The sequence below is a fragment of the Streptomyces sp. SPB162 genome (assembly GCF_029504575.1).
Classification (GTDB): Bacteria; Actinomycetota; Actinomycetes; order Streptomycetales; family Streptomycetaceae; genus Actinacidiphila.
Genome location: NZ_JAQFII010000001.1, coordinates 5930069 through 5948835, shown reverse-complemented (window position 1 = coordinate 5948835; position 18767 = coordinate 5930069). Strand labels below are relative to the sequence as shown.

The following is an 18767-nucleotide window of genomic DNA, read 5'->3' as shown; positions in this document are numbered from 1 at the left end:
GTGAAGCGGCCCGCCCTCAGAACGCGTACCTGACGCGCAGCCACGGCGCGTTTGTGTCCAGGAGTTGGCGGATGCGCTTCAGGGAGTGCTGTTTGAGTTCGTGGGCGTAGCGGACGTTGAGGGCTCCGTTCTGGGAGCGCTTGGTCTCCTGGCCGGACGGCTGCCACAGCACCTCCTCGGCGAGGGGGTGCCAGCCCAGGTTGACCTCGTGGAGCGACTGATTGTGGGTCAGCATGATGATCTCGGCCGCCGCCTGCTCCTTCACCCGGGCGGGCAGGACGTCGTCGAGGTGGACGAACAGGTCGGCCCAGTCCCGCTCCCACCCCGGGCGCAGCACGACGGGCGAGAGGTTGAAGTGGACCTCGTAGCCGGCGTCGAGGAAGTCGGCCGCCGCGGCGATCCGCTCGGGGATCGGGCTGGTGCGGATGTCCAGCAGCCGGGCGTCGTCGGGGGGCATGAGGGAGAAGCGCACCCGGGTGCGCCCCTGGGGGTCGAGGGCGAGCAGGTCGGGGTTGACGAACTTGGTCGCGAAGGACGCCTTCGCCGTCGGCAGGCTGCGGAACGCGGCCACCAGGTCCGCCGTGTTGTCGCAGATCAGCGCATCGACGGAGCAGTCGCCGTTCTCGCCGATGTCGTAGACCCAGGCCTGCGGATCGCACTGGTTGGGTTCCGCCTTGGGGCCCTGGGCCCGTACGTGACGCCGGACGTGGGCCACGATCGCCTCGATGTTGGTGAACAGGGTGATGGGGTTGGCGTAGCCCTTGCGGCGGGGGACGTAGCAGTAGACGCAGGCCATCGCGCAGCCGTTGGAGGGGCCCGGGGCGATCCAATCGGCCGACCGGCCGTTGGGGCGCGTCGCGAGCGAGTGCTTGACCCCGAGGACGAGCGTCTCGGTCTTGATACGGACCCACCGGCCGATGTTGCCGTCGTTGCCGTGCAGGGAGGGGATGCGCCAGTGGCTCGCGACCTCGGTCACGCGCACTCCCGGCAGCCGGGCCATGATCTGTTGGCCGCGCGGGGAGTCGAGTGCCGCCGGCTCCGCGTAGACCTCCCGCACGTCGAGCAGCCGGCGTGCCTGTGGACTGTCCCGGAACGGCTGGGGCGCGGCCGCCTGCGCCGACGCGGTCTCCGACCACCCGAACAGCGCCTGCTGCTCCGGCTCTCCCGAAGCGGGTCCCGCCGCCGGCTGATCCACGTGTTCTCCCTTTCCGCGTGCTTCCTACCGGAGGAGCTCAATCCTCGCGGTCGTGCTCCTGCTCCAGCAGCTCTTCGAGATCGCGGAGGCGGTCGAGGCCCCGCACCGCCTGGGTCATCCGCGCGTTGTGCTCGAACCGGTCGCGGTGGCGGTGCAGCAGGTTCCAGTACCCGGCGGTGAAGGGGCAGGCGTCCTCGCCCACCCGTACGGACGGCTTGTACCGGCAGGGGCCGCAGAAGTCGCTCATGCGGTCGATGTACGCGCCTCCGGACGTGTACGGCTTGGTGGTCATGCGGCCGCCGTCCGCGTACTGCGACATACCCACCACGTTCGGGGCCATGACCCAGTCGTAGCCGTCGACGAAGCTGCGGTGGAACCAGTCGGTGACGGCCTGCGGTTCCCATCCCCGTTGCAGGGCGTGGCTGCCCAGGATCATCAGCCGGGGGATGTGGTGGGTCCAGCCCGTCGTCCTCACCTGGTCCAGGACGTGGGACAGGCAGTTCGCGTCGGTCCCCTCCGAGGACAGTTCGGTGAACCACTCGGGCAGAGCCGCGTGGTGGCCGAGGGCGTTGTTCGTACGGTACCGATCGCCGAAGTACCAGTAGGTGTGCCAGACGAACTCGCGCCATCCGGCGATCTGCCGTACGAACCCCTCGGCGCTGTTGAGCGGCACATCGCCCGACCGCCAGCGGGCCTCCGCCCGTTCGACGACTTCGGCGGGGTCCAGCAGGCCGAGGTTGAGCGACGAGGAGAGCAGGCTGTGGCTCATCGTCGCGTCCCCGGTGAGGATCGCGTCCTCGTTCGCGCCGAACGTGGCGAGCCGGTGCTCGACGAAGCGGCGCAGCGCGGCGAGCGCCTCCCGGCGCGTGGCGGGGAAACCACGGGGCCCGTCCTCGCCGACGAACTCGACGTCCCCCTCGCGCGACCAGCGGTCGAGGTCGGCCCGCACCTCGGCGTCGATGTCGCCCTCCCGGGGGCGGTAGGGCACCGGAACGCCCAGCTCGGTGGCTCCCTTCGGCGGGGGCCGCCGGTTGTCGTGGTCCAGGTTCCAGCGTCCGCCGGCGGGCAGTTCACCGTCCATCAGGAGCTCGTGCGTCCGGCGGACCCACCGGTAGAAGTCCTCCTGACGGAGGTGTTTCGTACCGCGGCCGTCCGCCCAGCGGGTGAACTCGTCGTGCGGCACCAGGAAGCCACGCGCGGCCAGAACCCGTACGGACGGCAGCGCGCGGACGAAGGCGAGGGCCGCGTGCGACGTGGGGTGGTGCACGGTCACCGGAGCGTCCCCCACCGCCTCGCGCAGGCCCTGCCGGTAGGTGTCCGCCTTGACGTAGCACACCCGGTCGCCGAGCTCGGCGGCGCGGTGACGCATCGCCGAAAGGATCAGGTGGGCCTTGGCCCGGTGGAACCTGCGCCGTCGCAGGACGCTGCGGGCCTCGATCATCAGCAGCGGGGCGTCCGGGTGCGGGCCGCCGCGCGCCGGATCGACGAAGTGGGGGCCGAGCTGATCGCCGAACAGCCAGTGGGTGGTGCCGGGCTCTTCCTCGGTCATGCCGAGCACTCCGTCCTCGGGTCCGTCACGCCGGGTCTGTCACGACACCGGGTCGTGGCCCCAGTTCATGAGGGAGTACCGCCACCGGGTGTCCTTGACGTCGCCGGAGGGCCGCTGCTTGAGGTGCCGGTGGACGTAGCCGACGACCTTGCGCATGTGCGCGAGGTCGTCGTCCGTGTAGTCGGCCTTCTGCTTCCCCAGCAGCGCGACGATGCGGCGGCCGGACGCGTGCCCGACGCTCTCACCGTCGCCGTCCGACTGCCCCACGCTCGTGGAGTCGTCCGTGTCCAGCCACTTCTTCAGGCTGCCGGCCGTCATGTTGACGGCGTCACCGAACTCGTCGATGGTGCCCTGCCGGCCGTCGTCGTCCTCGCCGCTCATGCGCCGCCGCTCTTCTTGCGCAGCGACTGCGGCTTGTCGACGGCGTTGCGGCCGGACTTGTCGCTCTCGACCTCGTACTGCGGTTCGTCCTTCGAGGCGTCGACGGTACGGCCCGCCACCTCGTCGCGCCCCGTGATCTTCTTCTTCACTTTCCCGGGGACGGCCTGCCCATGGCTGCTCCAGGAGACCTGGTCACCCTTGTCGAGCTTCTTTCCCTTGGCCACGACCCACAGCTCCTCGACCTCAGCCCCCGGAACGGGGCGGCGCTCCCCACTGTGCCGCCCCTCAGGGTCCGCCGCATTCCGGGCGCAGCCGGGCGTGCCGAGACGCCGCGCCGATGCCGAAGCGGCAGCTCAGCGGCTCTTGGGTGCCGGTTCGAGGATCGCCACGCACTCCACGTGGTGCGTGACCGGGAAGAGGTCGAAGGCGCGCAGGGAGACCGGCTTGTAGCCGAACTCCGCGAAGTACGCCAGGTCGCGGGCGAGGGCTGCCGGGTCGCAGGCGACGTAGGCGATACGGCGGGCGCCGAGCGAGGCGAGGTGCTTGACGGTGGACTTGCCGGCGCCGACCCGCGGGGGGTCGAGGACGATCAGATCCGCTTCGGTGATCTTGGTGCGCGGCAGGACGGTCTCGACCTTGCCGTGCTCGATCCGCACCCGGTCCAGGTCGGCCAGGTTGTGCCGGGCGTCCTCCACCGCGCGCTTGCCGGACTCGATGCCCAGCACCGCGCCGGTCTCGCCGACCTTCTCGGCAATCGCGCCGGCGAAGAGGCCGACGCCGCAGTACAGGTCGAGGGCGGTGTCGCCGTCGCGGGGCTGGAGGCCGTCGAGTACCGCCGCGGCCAGCAGGTCGGGGGCCTGCGGGTGGACCTGCCAGAAGCCGCCGGAGCCGACGCGCCAGGTGCGGCCGACGGCCCGCTCGCGGACGAAGCCGCGGCCGTGCACCTTGTGCACGCCGCCCTGCTCGTCGACGCGCGCGACCGAGACCGGCCGGTCCAGCTCGACGATCGGCAGCCGACCCTCGGGCGTGGGGGTGACGATGACCTGGCGGTCGCTGGAACCGGTCGCCGCGATGGCCTCCACGGAGGCGGTGTCCGGCCATTCACGGGTCTCGATGCCCAACTCGGTGACGCCGGGCGCCGCGATCAGGCACTGGTCGATCCGCTCGATCTCGTGCGAGCGGTGGCGGCGCAGTCCCGCGTACCCCTCGGTGTCGACGGCGAACTGCACGCGGGTGCGCCACGACGGCACCGTGCCCTCGACGGTCTTGTCGCCGGGCGCCGGCTCGACGGTGCCGTCCCAGCCGGCGTCCTGCGGGCTCAGACCGGCGAGGCGGCTGAGCTGCTCGGTGATGACGTCGACCTTCAGCCGGCGCTGGGCGCCGGGGGCGACGTGCTGCCAGTCGCAGCCGCCGCAGGCGCCGGGGCCGGAGTACGGGCAGGGGGCCGGGACGCGGTCGGGGGACGCGGTGAGGATCTCCACGGCGTCCGCGCGCAGGAACTTGGAGTCCGGGCCACCCTCGGTGATCTTGGCGATGACGCGCTCACCGGGCAGGGCGTGCCGGACGAAAAGGACCCGTCCTTCGTGACGGGCGATGCAGTGGCCGCCGTGCGCCACGGGGCCGACCTCGACCTCGTAGCGCTCCCCGACCAGCTCGTCGGCCTGTTCCTTCGTACGGTTCTGCATGATGAACAGGCTCCTGCGAGTGGTGGTGCGGCGGGGTGCTGCGGGCGGGACCGTAGAACGGCAGCTCACCAGTCTACGTCCCGCCGCGCCTCCCGCCTTACGGCCTACTTCTGGCCGGTGTGCTCCTTGTCGCGCTTGGGGGAGCTGACCGGACCGCGCCGGATCGCCCCGGGGGCGTTCCAGTCGGCGCGCCGGCGCGCCCGGAGCTTGGCGCGTTCGGAGGAGTCCAGCTGCCAGGGCACCGAGGTGACCATGACGCCGGGGGTGAAGAGCAGCCGGCCCTTGAGCCGCAGGGCGCTCTGGTTGTGGAGCAGGTGCTCGTACCAGTGGCCGACGACGTACTCGGGGATGTAGACGCTGACCACATCGCGCGGGCTGGCCCGCCGCAGGCCCTTCACGTACTCGATGATCGGCCGGGTGATCTCGCGGTAGGGCGAGTCCAGGACCTTCAGCGGCACGTCGATGCCGCGCCGGGTCCAGTCGGCCTGCAGGGCCTTGGTGTCGGCCGGGTCGACGTTGATGCTGAGCGCTTCGAGGGTGTCGGAGCGCATCAGCTTGGCGTAGGCGAGCGCGCGCAGCGTCGGCTTGTGGACCTTGGAGACCAGGATGATCGAGTGCACCCGGGACGGCCGCACCTCCTCGTCGGTGCGCTCGTCGCCGGCCGCGATCTCCTCGGAGACCCGGTCGTAGTGGCGCCGGATGGCGGTCATCATCCCGTAGAAGAGCACCATGCCGAGGACGGCGACCCAGGCGCCGTGGGTGAACTTCGTCAGCAGGACGATGATCAGCACCATGCCGGTGAAGAAGGCGCCGAAGGTGTTGATGGCCCGCGAACGGATCATGTGGCGGCGCTTGGCGGTGTCGGTCTCGTCGGCCAGGTGGCGGTTCCAGTGCCGGACCATGCCGATCTGGCTGAGCGTGAACGAGACGAAGACGCCGACGATGTACAGCTGGATCAGCCGGGTCGAGTCGGCGCCGTAGAGGTAGACGAGGACGGCGGCGAAGCCGGCCAGCACCACGATGCCGTTGGAGAACGCGAGCCGGTCGCCACGGGTGTGCAGCTGGCGCGGCAGGTAGCGGTCCTGGGCGAGGATCGAGCCGAGGACCGGGAAGCCGTTGTAGGCGGTGTTGGCGGCCAGGAACAGGACGAGCGCGGTGACGGCTGCCAGGAAGATGAAGGGGATCGAGTTGTGCCCGAAGACGGCCTCGGCGACCTGTGCGATGACCGGGTCCTGGGTGTAGCCGGCGCCCACCGGCTTGCCGTCGACCAGCAGGTCGGTCGCCGGGTTCTCGGCCATCCGGACGTTGGTGTACATGGCCAGCGCGATGATGCCGCAGAACATCGTGACGGCGAGGACGCCCATGGCGGCCAGCGTGGTGGCGGCGTTCTTGGACTTGGGCTTCTGGAAGGCCGGGACACCGTTGCTGATGGCCTCGACGCCGGTGAGCGCGGCACATCCGGAGGAGAAGGCGCGCAGCAGCAGGAAGACCAGGGCGAAGCCGCCGATGCCGCTGACCTCGGCGTGGATCGTGTAGTGCGCGGTGGGCGCCTCCATGGTGTCGCCGGTGGCGATCTTGAAGCAGCCCCAGGCGATCATGCAGAAGACGCCCGCGACGAAGGCGTAGGTCGGGATCGCGAAGATCGATCCCGACTCGCGCACGCCGCGCAGGTTCATCACCATCAGCAGGAAGATCATGCTGATCGCGCCCAGCACCTTGTGGGTGGCGAAGAACGGCACGGCGGAGCCGAGGTTCTCGATGCCCGAGGCCACCGACACGGCGACGGTCAGCACGTAGTCCACGAGCAGCGCGCTCGCGACCGTGAGCCCGGCCTTCGGCCCGAGGTTGGTGGTGGCGACCTCGTAGTCACCGCCCCCGGAGGGGTAGGCGTGCACGTTCTGGCGGTACGAGGCCACGACCGTGAACATGAGCACGACGACCGCGACCGCGATCCACGGGCTGAAGTGATAGGCGGAAGCGCCCGCGATCGACAGGACCAGCAGCACCTCGCCGGGCGCGTAGGCGACCGATGAGAGCGGGTCTGAGGCGAACACCGGAAGCGCGAGCCTCTTGGGGAGGAGGGTCTCTCCCAACTTGTCGCTGCGCAGGGCGCGGCCGATCAAGATCCGTTTCGGCAGGTCAGTCAGTTTGGGCACGGAGAGGATGGTAAGCGCTACGCCGTACGGGCATGCGACCGCCACCCTCCTAAGAGAAGGCAAAGTCGCGCTCCGACGGCCCGCAACCTCCCACTGGGGTACGAGCGTGTGTAGCTTTGGGCGCGGTCTGAGACGCTTACCAGGTACGGCCACACATGTTGACAGCCGGAAGGACGGGCGTGCACGTCGTGATTATGGGCTGCGGAAGGGTGGGTTCCACTCTTGCGCAATCCTTCGAACAGCAAGGTCATACGGTCGCGGTGGTGGACCAGGACCCGACGGCGTTCCGCCGCCTGGGATCCGGGTTCGCCGGGCGCCGGGTGACCGGAGTCGGGTTCGACCAGGACACGCTTCGCGAGGCCGGGATCGAGGAGGCAGGCGCCTTCGCGGCGGTCAGCAGCGGCGACAACTCCAACATCATCGCGGCCCGGGTGGCCCGGGAGATGTTCGGTATCGAGAACGTGGCCGCCCGGATCTACGACCCCCGGCGTGCCGAGGTCTACCAGCGCCTCGGCATCCCGACCGTGGCCACCGTGCGGTGGACCGCGGACCAGATGCTGCGCAGGCTGCTGCCCTCGGGCGCCGAGCCGCTGTGGCGGGACCCGAGCGGCGGTGTGCAGCTCGCCGAGGTGCACACCTCGCCGGCCTGGGTGGGTCACAAGATCAGCAAATTGCAGGACGAGACCGGTGTCCGTGTGGCATTCCTCACCCGGTTGGGCGAGGCGATGCTGCCTTCCTCCCAGACGGTGCTGCAGGAAGGCGATCTGGTGCACGTGATGATGCGCACCGACGGAGTCGCCGAGGTCGAGGCCGCGTGCGCCAAGGGCCCTGAGGAGGCGCACTGATGAGAGTCGCCATCGCCGGAGCCGGCGCGGTCGGCCGCTCGATCGCGGGCGAGCTGCTGGAGAACGGGCACGAGGTCCTGCTCGTCGACAAGAACCCCACCTCCATCTCGGTGGAGCGGGTACCGCAGGCCGAGTGGCTGCTCGCCGACGCCTGCGAGATCACCTCGCTGGACGAGGCGGCACTGCAGCGCTGCAACGTGGTCATCGCCGCCACCGGTGACGACAAGGTCAACCTCGTCGTCTCGCTGCTCGCCAAGACCGAGTACGGGGTGCCGCGGGTCGTCGCCCGCGTCAACAACCCGAAGAACGAATGGCTCTTCAACGAGTCCTGGGGCGTCGACGTGGCCGTCTCGACGCCGCGGCTGATGTCCGCGCTGGTCGAGGAGGCCGTCAGCGTCGGCGATCTCGTGCGGCTGATGCGCTTCAGCCAGGGCGACGCGAACCTGGTGGAGCTCACGCTGCCGCCGGAGGCCGCGCTCGTCGGCACCCGCGTCGGCGACGTGGAGTGGCCGCAGGACACCTCGCTGGTGACGATCATCCGGGGCAACCGGGTGCTCACGCCGTCCGCGGACGACGCCCTGGAGGCCGGTGACGAGCTGCTGTTCGTCGCCGCACCGCACCGCGAGGAGCAGCTGGAGGACCTGCTGTCCGTGCGGCGGGAGGACTGAGGGGTCTCATGACGACGGGCGCCCAGGACCGGGATGGTCCGGGGCGCCCGTCGTCATGTACAGGGAGCGGGTGTCAGGGCGTCGCGGCGGCCTTCTTCGCCTCTTCCTCGGCCTCCATCTCGGCGATCACATTGATCGGCGGCGGAGCCTTCGACAGGAAGATCCACGTCAGGTAGACGGACAGCAGCATCGGCGGGATGCCCAGCGCCACCTTGACCCAGCCGAGCTGCGTGGCGTCGCCCCACCAGTACAGCGGGAACAGGATCGCCGACTTGGCCAGCAGGATCAGCCCCCAGGCCCAGCTGGCCTTGGTGTACGCGCGCAGCCGGCCCGGGTTGCGCTTGCGCCAGGACAGGTTCTCCTTGAAGACCGGGCCGAGGATCAGGCCCAGCAGCGGGACGCCCGCGATGGCGGTGGCGATGTAGGCGACGGCCAGGCCGAGGGTGTACAGCATCCCCGGCAGGTAGAAGTTCTTGGCATCGCCGGACATCATCGCGAAGACCGCGCCGAAGGCCACGCCGAACACGCCGCTGAAGGCGTGCTTGAGGGTGTCCTTGCGGACCAGCCGCGCGATCCCGAGCAGCACCGAGAGGCTGAGCGCGGCGATGGCCGCGATGTGGATGTCCCTGTTGATCGTGTAGATCAGGACGAAGACCAGGCCGGGCACGGTGGTCTCCACCATGCCCCGGATGCCGCCGAACGCCTCGAAGAGAGCGGCTTCGGTGATCGCTCGGGAATCGCCGTCCGCCCCCGCCCTGTGACTGGTTCGCGAGCCCTCTGTCTGCTTGTCGATCGACGCCACCGACTACTCCTGTCCGACCGGACGCAGTTCGTACTTGGGATTGAACAGGACGGGACGGCCGTGGTTCATCGAGATCCGGCCCGACGCGATGATCTTGCGGCCCGGCTCTATCCCGTTGATACTGCGGCGCCCCAGCCACACCACGTCCAGGGCGGCGGAGCCGTCGAACAGCTCCGCCTCCAGCGCGGGCACGCCGGCCCGTGGTCGCAGGGTGACCGTGCGCAGACTACCGGTCACCGTGACTATCTGCCGGTCTCCACAGTCGCAGATGCGCGTGCAGCCCACCGACAGCGCGTCCTTCTGCAGCTCCTCGGAGTGCAGCTCCTCCTGGGAGGACGACAGGCGGTCGATCATGCGCCGGAAGCGGCCGATGGGTCGGTCCGAACGGGTGGCACCACTCATGTCTCCAGCGTACCGGGCCCGGCCGACACGACGTCCGATACGCCGGACGGCCGATCTTGGGCCGGTGGATCTCCGTTGCGGAGTTGGTTCGGGATTCGGGGCTCGGGGCTCGGGGCTCGGGGCTCGGTGCTCGGGGCTCGGGGCTCAGGGCTCAGGGCTCGGGGCTCAGGGCTCGGGGCTCAGGGCTCAGGGCTCAGGGCTCGAAGCGGTAGCCCATGCCCGGCTCGGTGATGAAGTGCCGCGGACGCGCGGGATCCGCCTCCAGCTTGCGGCGCAGCTGCGCCATGTAGACCCGCAGGTAGTTGCTCTCGGTGCCGTACGAGGGCCCCCACACCTCCTGCAGGAGCTGCTTCTGGGCGACCAGCCGCCCGGTGTTGCGGACCAGCACCTCCAGCAGGTGCCACTCGGTCGGTGTGAGCCGCACGTCACCGCCGCCCCGGTGGACCTTCTTGGCCGCCAGGTCGACGGTGAAGGTCTCGGTCTCGACGGTCGCGGCGTCGCCCTCGAGCCCGCCGGGCGCCGCCCGGCGGACCGCGGCCCGCAGCCGGGCGAGCAGCTCGTCCATGCCGAACGGCTTGGTGACGTAGTCGTCCGCACCGGCGTCGAGCGCCTCGACCTTCTCGTCGGACGTCTGGCGGGCCGACAGGACGATGATCGGAACGCGGGTCCAGCCGCGCAGCCCCCGGATCACCTCGACGCCGTCCATGTCCGGCAGGCCGAGGTCCAGGACGACCACGTCGGGGTGGCGGGCGGCGGCCAGCTGCAGCGCGCTCGCGCCGTCGTGGGCGGCGTCGACCTCGTACTTGCGGGCCCGCAGATTGATCACGAGTGCGCGCACGATCTGCGGCTCGTCGTCCACCACGAGCACCCGGTGCATGGAGTTCCCCTTCGCGTTCACGACGTGGCCCCGTCCGGCAGGTCGGGGCGGGCCGGACGGCCGCCGTGGACCGCCCGGAGGGTCAGGACCATCGTCAGGCCGCCGCCCGGGGTGTCCTCGGCGACCAGCGTGCCCCCCATGGACTCGGCGAAGCCGCGGGCGACCGCGAGGCCCAGCCCCACGCCGGTGCCGCGCGGCGCGTCGCCGTAGCGCTGGAACGGCTCGAAGATCCGGTCCCTGGCGGTCTCCGGCACCCCGGGGCCGCGGTCGACGACCCGCACCTCCACCCGGTCGCCCAGCGCGCTGGCGGCCACCACCACCGGGGAACCCGGGGCGCTGTACTTCACGGCGTTCTCGACGACGTTGGCGACGCCGCGCTCCAGCAGGCCGGGGTCGACGGCCACCATCGGCAGGCTCTCCGGGATGTCGAGGACGACACTGCCCTCGGGGACGCCGCCCAGCGCCATCGGCACCACCTCGTCGAGGTCGATCTCGCGGATCAGCGGGGTGACGGTGCCGGTCTGCAGGCGGGACATGTCGAGCAGGTTGCCGACCAGGTGGTCGAGCCGGTCGGCGCCGTCCTCGATCCCGGCCAGCAGCTCCGCCTCGTCCTCGTCGGACCAGGCGACGTCGTCGGCGCGCAGCGACGACACCGACGCCTTGATGGCCGACAGCGGCGTCCGCAGGTCGTGGGAGACGGCCGCGAGCAGCGCGGTGCGGATGCGGTTGCCCTCGGCCAGCTCTCGGGCGTGCTCCGCCTCGTCCTCCAGCCGCCGCCGGTCCATGACGACGGCCGCCTGCGCGGCGAACGCGGAGAGCACCCGGCGGTCGGAGGCGGGCAGCACCCGGCCGGTGAGCGCCAGCGCGAGCCGGTCGCCGACCGGCACCTCGACGTCGGCGTCCTCGGGGCGCACGCAGGGCCGCTCCCCCACACCGGCCTCCTGGGTCCAGGCGCCGTGGTCGCTGTCCCGGGCCAGCAGCACCACCGAATCCATGCCGAACGTCTCGCGGACCCGTTCCAGCAGGGCGTCGAGGGAGCTCTCGCCGCGCAGCACGCTGCCGGCCAGGTACGACAGGATCTCGGCCTCGGAGCGCAGCCGGGCGGCCTGCTGGGTCCGGCGGGCCGCGAGGTCCACCACGGAGGCCACCGCGAGTCCCACCACCACGAAGATCACGATCGCGATGATGTTCTCGGGCTCGGCGATGGTGAAGGAGTGGGTGGGCGGCGTGAAGTAGTAGTTGAGCAGCAGCGATCCGGCGAACGCGGCAGCCAGCGCGGGGAGCAGCCCGCCGGCCAGCGCCGCCGCGACGGTGAGGGTCAGGAAGAGCAGCATCTCGGTGGCCTGGCTCATGCCGGGGTGCCACCCGGTGAGCAGCAGCGCCAGCAGGACGGGGCCGAGGACCCCGGTGAGCCATCCGGCCACCACCCGGGTGCGGCCCAGGCCGGCGCCGCGCGCGGAGGGCAGTCCGCGGCCCTTGGCGGCGTGCTCGTGGGTGACGATGTGGACGTCGATGTCGCCGGCCTCGCGGGCGACGGTGGATCCCACGCCGGGGCCCAGGACGTACTGCCAGGCCTGGCGGCGGCTGGTGCCGAGCACGATCTGGGTGGCGTTGACCCCGCGGGCGAAGTCCAGCATGGCCTCGGGGATGTCCTCCCCGATGACGTGGTGGAACGATCCGCCGAGGTCCTCCACCAGGGTCCGCTGGGCGGCCAGCTCCGCGGCGGAGCCCGAGGCCAGCCCGTCGCTGCGGACGACGTGGACGGCGAGGATCTCGCTGCCCGAGCCCTTCGCCGCCATCCTGGCCGCCCGGCGGATCAGCGTGCCGCCCTCGGGGCCGCCGGTCAGGCCGACGACGATGCGCTCGCGGGCCTGCCAGGCGGCGGAGATCCGGTGGTCGGCGCGGTACTCCTGCAGGTACTCGTCGACCCGGTCGGCGACCCACAGCAGCGCGAGTTCGCGCAGCGCCGTGAGGTTGCCGGGCCGGAAGTAGTTGGAGAGCGCCGCGTCGACCTTGTCGGAGGCGTAGACGTTGCCGTGCGCCATCCGGCGCCGCAGCGCCTGTGGCGACATGTCGACCAGCTCTATCTGGTCGGCGCGGCGCACCACCTCGTCGGGCACCGTCTCGCGCTGCCGGACACCCGTGATCGACTCGACCACGTCGCCCAGCGACTCCAGGTGCTGGATGTTGACCGTCGAGACGACGTCGATGCCGGCCCCGAGCAGTTCCTCGACGTCCTGCCAGCGCTTGGCGTTGCGCGAGCCGGGCACGTTCGTGTGCGCCAGCTCGTCGACGAGCGCGACCGCCGGACGCCGCGCGAGCACCGCGTCCACGTCCATCTCGGTGAACTCCGCGCCACGGTGCTCCAGCGTTCGGCGCGGAATCCGCTCCAGGCCGTGCAGCATCACCTCGGTGCGCGGGCGCCGGTGGTGCTCGACGAAGGCGACGACGACGTCGGTGCCGCGCTCGGTACGCCGGTGTCCCTCGGAGAGCATGGCGTAGGTCTTGCCCACGCCGGGGGCCGCCCCGAGGTAGATGCGCAGTCTGCCGCGTGCCATGGCCCCATCGTTCCGCTCGGATACGCCTGCCGCCCGGACGCGCGTGCGGCACTTGACTCGACCTTAGAACGACCGAAGTGGACATATGGGACCGGGGTGGCCGCTGGGGCGTACCTTGACGGCGCCTTAACCCCGAAACCCTCCCGGGGCGCCGCCGGACCGAATTCGCAGGACTGCCATACGGACGTAACGCCCGTGCGTTGACCCGCCGCGCGCCGCCAGCGAGCATCGGCGCATGCCTTCCACCGCCCGCCCACCGTGGCTCGTCGCCCTGCCGTCCGTGCCCGCGCCGGCCGTCGGACGCGGCGGCGAGGGCGGCGCCACCGGGGCGGTGCTGCGGGCCGTGCTGCGGGGTGGTCCGGTGGCCAGGACCGCGCTGGCGCGGGCCACCGGGCTGAGCCCGGCCGCCGTCTCGCGGCACACCGCCGAGCTGATCGGGCTCGGACTGCTGCGCGAGCTGCCGCCGCCGGACGGCCCGCCGCGCGCCGGCCGGCCCCAGGTGCCGGTGGACGTCGACCCGGCGCACCACGCCGTCTGCGGGGTGCACATCGCCCTGCCGCACACCACTTTCGCCGTGGTGGACCTGCGCGGACGGGTGACGGCGCAGGAGCGGCTGCCGCACGACGGCTCGGTGAGCGGCGTCCTGGACGGCATCCGCGGCCACCTTCCGGGGTTCCTGCACCGGCACGCCGCCGGGCGCTCCGTGCTCGGCCTGGGGGTCGTCACCGGCGGCTGGGTGGACAGCGAGCAGGGCACCGTCGTCGAGCACGCCCCGCTGGGCTGGCGGGACGTCCCCGTACGGAGCGTGCTGACCGCGGCCACCCGGCTGCCGGTCCATGTCGACGGGCACGCGCGGGCGCTGGCGCAGGCGGAGCTGATGTTCGGCGCGGGCGTGGGGCGCGAGGAGCTGGTGCAACTCTTCGTCGGCAACGTGGTCGACGCGGCGATCGCGACGGGCGGCAGCGTCCTGCGCGGCCGGCGGTCGGGCGCGGGCGACGTCGCGCACCTGCCGTTCGGCACTTCCGGGCAGCGGTGCGCGTGCGGCCGTACCGGCTGCCTCCAGGAGGCGGTGTCGGAGCTGAACCTGGCCCAACGGGCTTTCGCCGCCGGCATCGTGCCCGTCCCGGACTTCCGGCTGCTGCTGTCCCGGGCCCGCGACGGCCACCCGGGCGCGGTGCTGATGCTGCGCGAGCGGCTGCGCACGGTGGGCAGGGCGGCCGCCCTGCTGCTCGACGTCATCAACCCCGAGGTGCTGGTCGTCGCGGAGGCCGCGGCGGTGCACTTCCCGGAGCTGCTGCCCGACCTGTACGAGGAGGTCGCCGCGCACTCCCACCTGTGCACGGACCCCGAACGGGCCGTGGTCCCCACCAGCTTCGGGGATCAGGTGCTCGCGGTCGCGGCCGGGGCCGTGGTGCTCGACGCGGTCTACCGGCGGCCGATGGAGCTGCGGACCGCGCGGTCGGCGTAGGCGCGTGGCGGGAGGGCCCCGTGGGTTTCTTCCACCGCGTCGCAAATCATTGCCCCGTGGGCCGGGGATCCGGAGAATCGACCCATGGACGCGACAGGTAGGGCAGCGGCGCGCGACGCCGCCGGGCGGGAAGCGGTCAACGCCTTCCGTGCCCACCACTTCGCCGGTCTCGGCTGTCGTCCCACCGGCTCCACCGGCACCGCCGGTCGCGCCCCCCTCGCCGGCCCTGCCGGCCGCACGCGCTGACCGGGCGGCCCCACCCCCGAGCGGCTGATCTCCCGCCCTTTCGCGGCGCCTGATCCCCCTTTTCCGCCTCCACCGGGGCCGGTTTCCCGGTCCGCGGTCAGCCGTGTCCCCGTGGTGGCCGGTTCCGTCCCGCCGGCACCCCGCCCACCATGCCCTCCCATGCCCTCCCATGAGTTGGAGCTGCTTCGCCATGACCGCACCCACCCGGAACGCCTCCTCCGCCTCCACCGCGCTCGACGTCGCCAAGGTCGCCGGGAACATCGGCGCCGAGATCAGCGGTGTGGACCTCGCCGCCGATCTGTCCGCCGGAACGATCGCCGAGATCCGCGCCGCGCTGCTGGAGCACAAGGTCGTGTTCTTCCGCGGCCAGGACCTCGACCAGGAGGCGCACGAGCGCTTCGCCCGCCGCTTCGGCACGCCCACCACCGCCCACCCGACCATCCCCGCGCTGGAGGGCTCCCCCGCCGTCCTCGACCTCGACTACGGGCGCACCGCGGGGCGCGCCAACCACTGGCACACCGACGTCACCTTCGTCCAGCACCCGCCGCTCGGCTCCATCCTGCGGGCGGTCACCATCCCGCCCTACGGCGGCGACACCGTGTGGGCCAACACCGCGACCGCCTACACCAACCTCCCCGCCGAGCTGCGCGAACTCAGCGACCGGCTGTGGGCGGTGCACTCCAACAGCTACGACTACGCGGTCTACAAGCCCTCCGACGACACCGACGCCGCCCGCAAGCAGCGCGAGGTCTTCACCTCCACCACGTACGAGACCGAGCACCCCGTGGTGCGGGTGCACCCCGAGACCGGCGAGCGCGTCCTGGTGCTCGGCGGCTTCGTCCGCCGCTTCGTGGGTTGGAACGGCGACGACTCCCGCGACCTGCTGCGGCTGCTGCAGTCGCACGTCACGGAACTGGAGAACACCGTGCGGTGGCGGTGGGCACCCGGCGACGTGGCGTTCTGGGACAACCGCGCCACCCAGCACTACGCGGTCGCCGACTACGGAACCCTGCCGCGCCGGGTCCAGCGGATCACCCTCGCGGGGGACGCACCGGTCGCCGTGGACGGCTCGCGCAGCCGCGCGCTCACCGGTGACGACACCGCGTACAACACGGTCCTCGCCCGGCCCGGCGACGGCGGGCACTGATGCGCCCGCCCCCGCGGGCATCCCGCCGACGGAACCCCGATCCCCAGCTGACGAAGGACTGATCACCATGGCTGTCACCGTCCGTCCCGCCTCCGGCCACACCGGCGCCGACATCTCCGGAGTGGACCTCGCGCTGCCGCTCTCCGAGGAGAACCTGCTGCTGATCAAGGAGGCGCTGCACCGCTGGAAGGTGGTCTTCTTCCGCGGCCAGGAGCTCGACCACGCCTCCCAGATCGCCTTCGGCCGGCAGTTCGGGGAGCTGACCTACGCCCACCCGCACGACGAGGCCCCGCCGGAGGACCACCCGGAGATCTTCACCATCGACCCGCGCCGCTACGAGGAGCGGTACGGGGCCGGGTTCCGCGAGGCCGTGCGCAAGCGCCGGTACAGCTACTTCGCGGGCTGGCACACGGACGTCACCGCGGCCGTCAACCCGCCCGCCGGCTCGATCCTGCGCGCCGAGTCCGTACCGGAGTTCGGCGGCGACACCACCTGGACCAACCTGGTCGCCGCGTACGAGGGCCTGTCCGCGCCCGTCCGCGCCTTCGTCGACACGCTGCGCGCCGAGCACCGCTACGGGGGTGCGGAGAAGGCGGAGGGCAACAGCGAGTACGCCCGCCGGATCAACGACAACCTGCTCGTCGCCGTGCACCCGGTGGTGCGGGTGCACCCGGAGACCGGCGAGCGCGCGCTGTTCGTCAACCCCGGCTTCACCAGCCACCTCGTGGACGTCACCCCGCGCGAGAGCCGGGCCGTGCTGAACCTGCTCTACGAGGAGATCACCCGGCCCGAGTACACCGTGCGGTTCCGCTGGGAGCCGGGCAGCGTGGCCTTCTGGGACAACCGCGCCACCGCGCACCTCGCGCCGCTCGACATCGAGCACCTCGACGTCGAGCGCCGCCTGCACCGCGTCACCCTGATCGGCGACGTCCCGGTCGGCCCGGACGGTATCCCGTCCGAGCTGATCGCGGGCCGGCCCTTCACCGCCGACCACAAGGTGGTCGTCGGCGCCTGACCCGCGCGCCCTGGCCCTCCGGGATCAGTCCTCGTCGACGATCCGGCCGTCGCGCAGTTCGAGCACCCGGTCGGCCAGGGCCAGCAGCTGGGCGTCGTGGGTGGCGACGAGGGCGGTGACGCCCTCGCTCCGGACGACGGCACGCAGCAGTTCCATGACGGCGAGGCCGGTGTCGGCGTCGAGCTGGCCGGTCGGCTCGTCCGCGATGATCAGGACGGGCCGGTTGGCCAGGGCGCGGGCGATGGCGACCCGCTGCTGCTGGCCGCCGGACAGCTCGCCGGGGCGCTGCGCGGCGTGGTCGGAGAGCCCCACGAGCGACAGCAGCAGCTCCACGCGCTCCTCGCGCTCGCGCGGTGGCACCTTGCGCAGCCGCATGGGGACGCCGACGTTCTCGGCGGCGGTGAGGATCGGGATCAGTCCGAAGGACTGGAAGACGAAGCCGATGCGGTCGCGGCGCAGCGCCAGCAGACCGTTGTCGCCGAGTCCGGCGAGGTCGGTGCCGTCCAGCGTGATCCGGCCGCCGTCGGGGGTGTCCAGACCGCCCACCAGGTTGAGGATCGTGGTCTTTCCCGAGCCGGAACGGCCCTTGAGGGCGACCAGCTCGCCGCGCGGCACCCGGAAGGAGACACCGCGCAGCGCGTGCACGGCCGTCTCCCCGCTGCCGTAGGTGCGGCGCAGGTCCTCGACGACGACCATCTCCCCGATCGCCGGCCCGTCCGCGACCGCCGTCCCCGCGTGCCCGGTCGACTGCTCGCTCATGCGCTGTCCCCCTCCTGGCCCGAATCTCCGAGCCATACCCCGTGGTGGTCGTTCCCGGCCGCGCGCCGCACCTCGGCCCCGCCGTACCGCCGCGTGCCCGGCAGCTGGAGCCTATCCACCCGGTCAAGGATCACATGGCTCCGGACCCCGACCGTGGCGGCCCGGCCCCCGGCATGACGAAGGGCCGGATCCGTGTGCGTGGATCCGGCCCTTCGTCGTGGCGCGGCGGGTTCTAGTGGATCTGAGTGATCTCCGGACCGCGGCGCAGCGGGTCGAGGCCGTCGCCGAACTTCGGCCCCTCGCTCTCCTCCTGCGCGATGCCCTCGGGCACCATCTGGGCGTCGGTCGGCAGCTTCAGCACGATCGGGTCGCGCGGCGCCATCGGCGCGTCACCGCGCACCACGACGGTGTCGCGGAAGACCGTCTCCAGCAGGCCGGCGGCCTGCGGCTGCACCGCGCCCTGGCCGGAGATGACGCCGCGCAGGAACCAGCGCGGGCCGTCGCAGCCGATGAAGCGGACCAGCTGCACACCGTTCGTACCGTCCGGCAGCTGCACGGGCACCTGGGCGCGCAGCTCCCAGCCCAGCGAACCCTCGATCTCGTCGACGACGCCGCCCTGCTGGGTGATGCCGGAGGCGATCTCGTCGCGGACCTCGCCCCAGATGCCCTCGGACTTCGGGGCGGCGAACGCCTGGAGCTGGACAGCGCTGTCGTTCAGCACCACGGTCGCGGCGACGATCGACTCACCGGCCACCTCGACGCGCAGCTCCATGCCCTCGACACCGGGCACGAACAGACCGCCGAGGTCGACCCGGCCCTCGCCGGGCTGCTTGACCTCGCTGAGGTCCCAGGGCCCGTCAGGCCTGGGGGCCGGCGGAAGGTTGTACCGACCCGATACGCCGGAGTCGTCGGACTCCCCGGCGTTCTCGGCGTCTTCGGCCAGCTCGTCCGGGCTCGCGCCCTCGAGCTCGTCGAGGGCGTCTTCGCGCTCCTTGCGACGACGACGGAACACGG

Annotated in this window: 18 protein-coding genes; 6 read left to right on the top strand and 12 right to left on the bottom strand. The window is 71.9% G+C overall.

Translation table 11 applies throughout. The annotated features are described in order from the left end of the window. Positions 1 to 16: 16 nt before the first annotated feature. The 6 genes from M2266_RS26915 to M2266_RS26890 all read right to left on the bottom strand — a co-directional run bounded on the left by M2266_RS26915 (position 17) and on the right by M2266_RS26890 (position 6966). A complete protein-coding gene (locus tag M2266_RS26915) occupies positions 17 to 1195 on the bottom strand; it encodes a spore photoproduct lyase family protein (protein WP_277440501.1) in 1179 nt (392 codons plus the stop codon). A 37-nt stretch (positions 1196 to 1232) separates the two neighbouring features. Further along, on the bottom strand, positions 1233 to 2744 hold the full coding sequence (locus M2266_RS26910; protein ID WP_277440500.1) for a cryptochrome/photolyase family protein: 1512 nt from the start codon (positions 2742 to 2744) through the stop codon (positions 1233 to 1235). 39 nt (positions 2745 to 2783) lie between these two features. Further along, positions 2784 to 3125 (bottom strand): DUF3140 domain-containing protein, encoded by a 342-nt coding sequence (locus M2266_RS26905; protein ID WP_277440499.1) that lies wholly within the window; start codon positions 3123 to 3125, stop codon positions 2784 to 2786. Beyond that, a complete protein-coding gene (locus M2266_RS26900) occupies positions 3122 to 3349 on the bottom strand; it encodes a DUF2945 domain-containing protein (protein WP_277440498.1) in 228 nt (75 codons plus the stop codon). Before M2266_RS26900 ends, M2266_RS26905 begins: the two co-directional genes overlap by 4 nt. Positions 3350 to 3478: 129 nt before the next feature. Further along, positions 3479 to 4810 carry a class I SAM-dependent RNA methyltransferase gene (locus M2266_RS26895; RefSeq protein ID WP_277440497.1) on the bottom strand — a complete coding sequence of 444 codons (1332 nt, stop codon included), beginning with the start codon at positions 4808 to 4810 and terminating at the stop codon, positions 3479 to 3481. A gap of 104 nt (positions 4811 to 4914) precedes the next feature. Then, positions 4915 to 6966 (bottom strand): APC family permease, encoded by a 2052-nt coding sequence (locus M2266_RS26890; protein ID WP_277440496.1) that lies wholly within the window; start codon positions 6964 to 6966, stop codon positions 4915 to 4917. Between the two features lie 179 nt (positions 6967 to 7145). On the opposite strand from M2266_RS26890, the gene M2266_RS26885 reads away from it, so the two are divergent. Continuing rightward, positions 7146 to 7811 carry a TrkA family potassium uptake protein gene (locus M2266_RS26885; RefSeq protein WP_277440495.1) on the top strand — a complete coding sequence of 222 codons (666 nt, stop codon included), beginning with the start codon at positions 7146 to 7148 and terminating at the stop codon, positions 7809 to 7811. Beyond that, positions 7811 to 8479 (top strand): TrkA family potassium uptake protein, encoded by a 669-nt coding sequence (locus M2266_RS26880; protein ID WP_277440494.1) that lies wholly within the window; start codon positions 7811 to 7813, stop codon positions 8477 to 8479. Before M2266_RS26885 ends, M2266_RS26880 begins: the two co-directional genes overlap by 1 nt. A gap of 73 nt (positions 8480 to 8552) precedes the next feature. Here M2266_RS26880 and M2266_RS26875 read toward each other — a convergent pair whose 3' ends face one another. The 4 genes from M2266_RS26875 to M2266_RS26860 form a co-directional block, all read right to left on the bottom strand. Then, positions 8553 to 9272 carry a DUF3159 domain-containing protein gene (locus tag M2266_RS26875; RefSeq protein WP_277441373.1) on the bottom strand — a complete coding sequence of 240 codons (720 nt, stop codon included), beginning with the start codon at positions 9270 to 9272 and terminating at the stop codon, positions 8553 to 8555. A gap of 12 nt (positions 9273 to 9284) precedes the next feature. Next, complete coding sequence (locus tag M2266_RS26870) at positions 9285 to 9683, bottom strand: OB-fold nucleic acid binding domain-containing protein (RefSeq protein WP_277440493.1); 399 nt, start codon at positions 9681 to 9683, stop codon at positions 9285 to 9287. 193 nt (positions 9684 to 9876) lie between these two features. Then, positions 9877 to 10560: a response regulator gene (locus M2266_RS26865; protein WP_277441372.1), complete on the bottom strand. Its 684-nt coding sequence runs from the start codon at positions 10558 to 10560 to the stop codon at positions 9877 to 9879. A 17-nt stretch (positions 10561 to 10577) separates the two neighbouring features. Continuing rightward, the gene (locus tag M2266_RS26860; protein WP_277440492.1) at positions 10578 to 13118 is read right to left on the bottom strand and encodes a sensor histidine kinase KdpD; all 2541 of its coding nucleotides are present in this window, start codon (positions 13116 to 13118) and stop codon (positions 10578 to 10580) included. A 235-nt stretch (positions 13119 to 13353) separates the two neighbouring features. On the opposite strand from M2266_RS26860, the gene M2266_RS26855 reads away from it, so the two are divergent. The 4 genes from M2266_RS26855 (at position 13354) to M2266_RS26840 (ending at position 16994) form a co-directional block, all read left to right on the top strand. Further along, on the top strand, positions 13354 to 14586 hold the full coding sequence (locus tag M2266_RS26855) for an ROK family transcriptional regulator (RefSeq protein WP_277440491.1): 1233 nt from the start codon (positions 13354 to 13356) through the stop codon (positions 14584 to 14586). An 84-nt stretch (positions 14587 to 14670) separates the two neighbouring features. Further along, on the top strand, positions 14671 to 14832 hold the full coding sequence (locus tag M2266_RS26850; protein ID WP_277440490.1) for a hypothetical protein: 162 nt from the start codon (positions 14671 to 14673) through the stop codon (positions 14830 to 14832). Positions 14833 to 15022: 190 nt separating this feature from the next. Next, positions 15023 to 15979: a TauD/TfdA family dioxygenase gene (locus tag M2266_RS26845; protein WP_277440489.1), complete on the top strand. Its 957-nt coding sequence runs from the start codon at positions 15023 to 15025 to the stop codon at positions 15977 to 15979. A gap of 67 nt (positions 15980 to 16046) precedes the next feature. Then, entirely contained in the window at positions 16047 to 16994 is a 948-nt protein-coding gene (locus M2266_RS26840) for a TauD/TfdA family dioxygenase (protein WP_277440488.1), read from the top strand. A 24-nt stretch (positions 16995 to 17018) separates the two neighbouring features. Here the strand turns inward: M2266_RS26840 and M2266_RS26835 are convergent, their stop codons facing one another. Continuing rightward, positions 17019 to 17753, bottom strand: coding sequence for an ABC transporter ATP-binding protein (locus M2266_RS26835; RefSeq protein ID WP_277440487.1), 735 nt, complete (start codon positions 17751 to 17753; stop codon positions 17019 to 17021). A gap of 232 nt (positions 17754 to 17985) precedes the next feature. Next, positions 17986 to 18765 (bottom strand): DUF3710 domain-containing protein, encoded by a 780-nt coding sequence (locus M2266_RS26830; RefSeq protein WP_277440486.1) that lies wholly within the window; start codon positions 18763 to 18765, stop codon positions 17986 to 17988. Positions 18766 to 18767 lie beyond the last annotated feature (2 nt).

What these genes read in the sequence shown, in the direction of transcription:
- M2266_RS26910 (WP_277440500.1), bottom strand. Translation starts at nt 2,744, where the DNA reads ATGACCGAGGAAGAGCCCGGCACCACCCACTGGCTGTTCGGCGATCAG.
- M2266_RS26905 (WP_277440499.1), bottom strand. Translation starts at nt 3,125, where the DNA reads ATGAGCGGCGAGGACGACGACGGCCGGCAGGGCACCATCGACGAGTTC.
- M2266_RS26895 (WP_277440497.1), bottom strand. Translation starts at nt 4,810, where the DNA reads ATGCAGAACCGTACGAAGGAACAGGCCGACGAGCTGGTCGGGGAGCGC.
- M2266_RS26880 (WP_277440494.1), top strand. Translation starts at nt 7,811, where the DNA reads ATGAGAGTCGCCATCGCCGGAGCCGGCGCGGTCGGCCGCTCGATCGCG.
- M2266_RS26870 (WP_277440493.1), bottom strand. Translation starts at nt 9,683, where the DNA reads ATGAGTGGTGCCACCCGTTCGGACCGACCCATCGGCCGCTTCCGGCGC.
- M2266_RS26865 (WP_277441372.1), bottom strand. Translation starts at nt 10,560, where the DNA reads ATGCACCGGGTGCTCGTGGTGGACGACGAGCCGCAGATCGTGCGCGCA.
- M2266_RS26860 (WP_277440492.1), bottom strand. Translation starts at nt 13,118, where the DNA reads ATGGCACGCGGCAGACTGCGCATCTACCTCGGGGCGGCCCCCGGCGTG.
- M2266_RS26855 (WP_277440491.1), top strand. Translation starts at nt 13,354, where the DNA reads ATGCCTTCCACCGCCCGCCCACCGTGGCTCGTCGCCCTGCCGTCCGTG.
- M2266_RS26850 (WP_277440490.1), top strand. Translation starts at nt 14,671, where the DNA reads ATGGACGCGACAGGTAGGGCAGCGGCGCGCGACGCCGCCGGGCGGGAA.
- M2266_RS26845 (WP_277440489.1), top strand. Translation starts at nt 15,023, where the DNA reads ATGACCGCACCCACCCGGAACGCCTCCTCCGCCTCCACCGCGCTCGAC.
- M2266_RS26840 (WP_277440488.1), top strand. Translation starts at nt 16,047, where the DNA reads ATGGCTGTCACCGTCCGTCCCGCCTCCGGCCACACCGGCGCCGACATC.
- M2266_RS26835 (WP_277440487.1), bottom strand. Translation starts at nt 17,753, where the DNA reads ATGAGCGAGCAGTCGACCGGGCACGCGGGGACGGCGGTCGCGGACGGG.